A 4304-nucleotide genomic window follows, 5' to 3' on the forward strand; every position below is an offset into this window, starting at 1 on the left:
TTTGGGATGTCATTGAAACCCTCAGAAGAATAGATTCAAGAAATAATATCTATCTCGATATCAGTATGTTGCCGGACAATCCTAAAAAACTGAAAGTTCAGGGCAATGAACAGCTGCTGCATCTTGCGGTTGCGAATATTATCCAAAATGGCTGTAAATATTCTAATTTTCAGCAGGTTAAAGTTTCTTTGGGAGCTACGGATTCGGATGTCTATATTATTGTAAAAGACAGCGGCATCGGAATTCCCGAACAGGAAATGAATAAAATTTACGATCCTTTTTTCAGGGCTTCTAACACCAAAAATTACGAAGGCTATGGAATCGGACTTCCTCTGGCAAGAAATATCGTAAGAATACATCGCGGAGAATTACTCGTAAGCTCGCACGAAAACCAGGGAACCACTGTTCAGTTGCGTTTCCCGAATTACTACAGTATGCAGACAGACGGAAAAGATATTTAATATAATCATCGTTCATTTTACTCTTTTTCATTTAAACTGTTAATTCTTCTTAACTGATTCTAATCGTATTTTAATCTCTTTAATCACATTTTAATTCCGTTCCAAAGACGTTCTAATCTGGTCGTTTTAGTTTTGTAATATCAAAAAAGAATAAATACAAATCTAAATCTCATTAATATGAACAAGACGATTTTAATAGCCACCGATTATTCTCTTGAATCTTTGAACATTCTGAAAAAAGTAATGAGAGAAAAAGACGCTTCGGAAGACCAGAATCAATATAACATTCTTTTGGTTTCGGGGTATGATATGGGAGATTCCATCAGAGATCTTCTTTTTAATACGAAAAGTACCATTTTCAATAAAATCAGACCGCAGGAATTCTGTGATGCCTATGAAATTATCAAAAATAAATATCCCCATTTAATCAATAAAATTGTGTGCGATATTTTCACCGGCAGTTTCCAGAGAACATTCAATAATTATGTGAAAGCGGAAAATATTGAAGAAGCATACTATTCTCCTTCTATTAAAAGCAGAGGAAATGGTAAGTTCGATCTTATTCCTTACATCAAAAAATGTAAAGACCTGAAATCTCAGGAAATTTCGGTTGAAGTTCGCAAAAGCCTTCCGGAAAAAGGAAGACTTGCGGAGATCTTTGTAGAAGCTTAACACCAAAGAACTTTAAAAATTTAGAAAAATGCTAAGGAATTATAGTAACAGCAGAACGTTGGGAGACAACATCAGATTAGGAACGCTGACTGCCTTTACGGCAGGTACTATAAACATTGCTTCTCTGTTGATATTTCTCTCTTTTACCTCCAATGTAACGGGGCATTATGCTATTCTTGCGGCAGAAATCAGCAAGGCAAACTGGTCGCAGGTTGCAGTGGTGGGAATGTGGATCTTCCTGTTCTTTTTCGGAGGATTTGTGTCGAATTTTATTGTGATTACATTCAATCAGAAAAGTAAATATTTCGCCCATGCAATGCCTTTGGTTCTTGAAATTGCCTGTTTACTGTTTGTGGGAATCTACGGACAGTTTTATTACCGGAAAACACTGGAAGAAACGGAATATCTGGTCGCTTTAATGTTATTCGCAACAGGTTTGCAGAATGGTTTAACGGCAAGTATTTCTAATTTCTCGGTAAAAACCACTCACCTTACAGGAACAACCACCGATCTCGGGATTTTATTCTCCATGTTTACGCAGAAAAAATTCAGAAAAAACGGCGAACTGGTAGCAAGAGCGAAACTGTTGATGAGCATCATGATTTCCTATGTTTTGGGTGCGGTTTTTTCAGGATTAACCTACTATTATCTTGAGTTCAGGGTGTTTTATGTAATCAGTCTGTGTTTGCTGGTGGTAATTGGTTATGATGCTTACAAAATTCATATCAGACATTTCAATACGAAATACCGGTACAGCAAAATTTATAAGAAACCGAATCTGATGGCGTATTTTTATGATAAAATCCACGGAATTCCGGTGATTAAAGAGCAGAAGAGAGACAAGAAAAGAAAGCTTGTATTTGATGAATAAAATGGGCAGAAGCTTAGCGTAAAAGATCAAAATTCTTGATAACATTCTGAATACTTTTTGTAAAGCTTTGCCGGATTAAACAGACAATGTTAAATAAGAGATATAAATATCAGTATTAATTTTGTGTAAACTAGCTGTGAATCAATCCTCTAATTGTATAACGCAATTGGGGGATTGTGTTTTTAGGAAAACCCCGATAACGAGACAATTTGTCTGAATCCGGATGATGGCTGGAATGTTGATATGTTGATAAATTAATTTTAATTCAGAAGTTTATAGTTTTTATTCTTATTTTGAATGACTATTTTTGTAAGTTGATTTACGTTTTTTATGTCAGATATTATTCAGCTTTTACCCGATCATGTAGCCAACCAAATTGCGGCAGGAGAAGTAGTGCAGAGACCGGCTTCCATTGTGAAAGAACTTTTGGAAAACGCCATTGATGCAGATGCCACAAAAATTGAGTTGATTATCCGGGATGCCGGAAAAAATCTGATTCAGGTTGTAGACGACGGAAAAGGAATGTCTGAAACAGATGCGAGAATGGCTTTCGAAAGACACGCCACATCAAAAATCCGCGGAACAGAAGATATTTTTAAAATCTCTACCAAAGGTTTCCGTGGCGAAGCGCTGGCTTCGATTGCAGCCGTTTCTCAGGTGGAATTAAAAACCAAGCAGAAAGACGCTACCATCGGAACAAATATTTACATCGAAGGCGGGGTTTTCCAGTTTCAGGATCCTGTTCAGACCGCGGAAGGTTCTAATTTTTTGGTTAAAAATTTATTTTATAACGTTCCGGCAAGAAGAAAATTCCTGAAAAACAACAACGTAGAATTCAGACATGTTATCGATGAATTTCAAAGAGTTGCTTTAGCGCATGAAACGCTTGAGTTTTCTCTGTTTCATGATGATGAGCCGATTTTCAGGTTAAGAAAAGGAAGCCAGATGCAGCGTATTGTGGATGTTTTCGGAAGAAAACTGCAGCCACAGCTTATTCCCATCAAAGAAGATATTATCTGGTGTAAGCTTCACGGGTATGTTGCCAAACCGGAAGGAGCGAAAAAAACAAGAGGCGAACAGTTTTTATTTGTCAACGGAAGATATTTTAAAAGTCCATACTTCAATAAAGCCGTTCAGGAAGCTTTTGAAGGATTGTTGTTGCCGGGTTATGTACCTACGTTTTTTCTTTTCTTAGACATTGATCCTGAAAAAATAGACGTTAATATCCATCCTCAGAAAACGGAAGTAAAATTTGAAGACGAACATCTGATCTTTGCTCTGTTGCGTTCCACCATTAAACGTTCTTTGGGAATTTATAACGTTTCGCCAAGTCTGGATTTTGAAAAAGATCCTCACTTTGATGAAATTATGCACAAAACGTTCCCGAGTAAAGGAAACAGTGGAGGAGGTACCACGCTGAAAATGCCTGAAATAATCGTAGATAAAGACTACAATCCTTTTATTGAAGAGCGGGAAGTTGCACAGGCGGAAATTCAGAATCTTACGGAAATGTACCATCAGAATATTACCGCAGAACCTTCCAAGATCAATCTGTTTGAGGATGAAGATTTTGATGAAGATCTGATGAGGTTGCCGAACGGATACTGGCTGTTCAACAAAGGGGATGAAACTTTAATGCTGGATTTAGGAAGAATGCACAGACTCGTGGTTTCTGAAAATACAAAACCTGTAAAAAAAGGAACAACCAATGGTCATGCTTTACTCTTTTCTCTCGAATATCACATGAATGAGATTGAAAAAGCGAAATATAATTCCATTAAAAAATATCTTCCGGAGCTTGGTTTTGAAATGAGCATTGCCCACGAAAGTGTTTTAAGAATAGATGCGGTTCCGGAAGGACTGAAAGAAACGCAGGTCATGAAGTTTCTTGAAAACCTTTTTGAAATTCTGGAGTATAAATCTGAGGAAGAATTTATGCAGTATTATCAGAACCAGTGGAGTAAGCTGCAGTCGAAATCAAGATTCGATTTTATATACAAAAAAGATGCGGAGCAGCTTATCAAGGATTTTACCGCTTTGGGCTTTCCGGAATTTTTGCCCAACGGAAAAAGATGTTTCTACGAAGTTCCGTTTAATGATTTTAAAAACAAATTTTAGAAGCTATGTTTAACAGTATACCTCCCGTAACGAGAAATATAATCATCATCAATGTTGCTGTATTTGTTATAGCCAATTTGCTGTTTCAGGATAGATTTGTAGGATATCTTGCTGCTTTTTATCCCTTCTCGCCATTTTTCAAATCTTGGCAGATTGTTACGCATATGTTTATGCATGGAAGC

General features: G+C 36.8%; 4 protein-coding genes. All 4 read left to right on the plus strand.

Features of this window, described 5'->3' with window-relative positions:
• A partial coding sequence (locus WFK35_RS21015) for a sensor histidine kinase (RefSeq protein ID WP_336734470.1) occupies positions 1–461 on the plus strand: 461 nt, incomplete at its 5' end.
• A 177-nt stretch (positions 462–638) separates the two neighbouring features.
• A complete protein-coding gene (locus WFK35_RS21020; protein WP_336734472.1) occupies positions 639–1133 on the plus strand; it encodes a hypothetical protein in 495 nt (164 codons plus the stop codon).
• A 28-nt stretch (positions 1134–1161) separates the two neighbouring features.
• Positions 1162–2004: a YoaK family protein gene (locus WFK35_RS21025; protein WP_214587864.1), complete on the plus strand. Its 843-nt coding sequence runs from the start codon at positions 1162–1164 to the stop codon at positions 2002–2004.
• Between the two features lie 330 nt (positions 2005–2334).
• Positions 2335–4122 (plus strand): DNA mismatch repair endonuclease MutL, encoded by a 1788-nt coding sequence (gene mutL, locus WFK35_RS21030; protein WP_087707024.1) that lies wholly within the window; start codon positions 2335–2337, stop codon positions 4120–4122.
• Positions 4123–4304: the final 182 nt, after the last annotated feature.

This window comes from Chryseobacterium sp. VD8 (assembly GCF_037149975.1).
GTDB classification, from domain to species: domain Bacteria; phylum Bacteroidota; class Bacteroidia; order Flavobacteriales; family Weeksellaceae; genus Chryseobacterium; species Chryseobacterium indicum.

Excerpts from the sequence above, each read along its gene's own strand:
- mutL (WP_087707024.1), top strand. The coding sequence starts at position 2,335 with ATGTCAGATATTATTCAGCTTTTACCCGATCATGTAGCCAACCAAATT.
- WFK35_RS21020 (WP_336734472.1), top strand. The coding sequence starts at position 639 with ATGAACAAGACGATTTTAATAGCCACCGATTATTCTCTTGAATCTTTG.
- WFK35_RS21025 (WP_214587864.1), top strand. The coding sequence starts at position 1,162 with ATGCTAAGGAATTATAGTAACAGCAGAACGTTGGGAGACAACATCAGA.